This window comes from Mesorhizobium sp. M2E.F.Ca.ET.209.01.1.1 (assembly GCF_004010375.2).
Classification (GTDB): Bacteria; Pseudomonadota; Alphaproteobacteria; order Rhizobiales; family Rhizobiaceae; genus Mesorhizobium.
Genome location: NZ_SADP02000795.1, coordinates 1 through 320 on the forward strand (window position 1 = coordinate 1; position 320 = coordinate 320).

At 69.4% G+C, this 320-nt stretch carries 1 protein-coding gene; it reads left to right on the top strand.

The genetic code is table 11. From position 1 onward, the window contains the following. Positions 1 to 320: aromatic amino acid lyase (locus EN852_RS37940; RefSeq protein ID WP_189546559.1), on the top strand; the 320-nt coding region annotated here is incomplete at both ends.

Sequence of the window (320 nt, forward strand, 5' to 3'; positions counted from 1 at the left end):
GGCGCTTCCGGCGACCTCGCGCCGCTCTCGCACATGACGGCCGTCATGATCGGCGTCGGCGAATGTTTCACCCCGCACGGCCGCTTCCCGGCCAAGGTCGCCTTTGTGTCGCATGGGCTCGAGCCGGTGACGCTCGGCGCCAAGGAAGGGCTGGCGCTGCTCAACGGCACGCAGTTCTCGACGGCGTTTGCACTGGCCGGCCTGTTCGAAGCCGAGACGCTCTACCAGTCGGCGCTGGTCGCCGGCGCGCTGTCGACCGACGCCGCCAAGGGCTCCGACGCGCCCTTCGATCCGCGCATCCATTTGCTCCGTAAGCACCG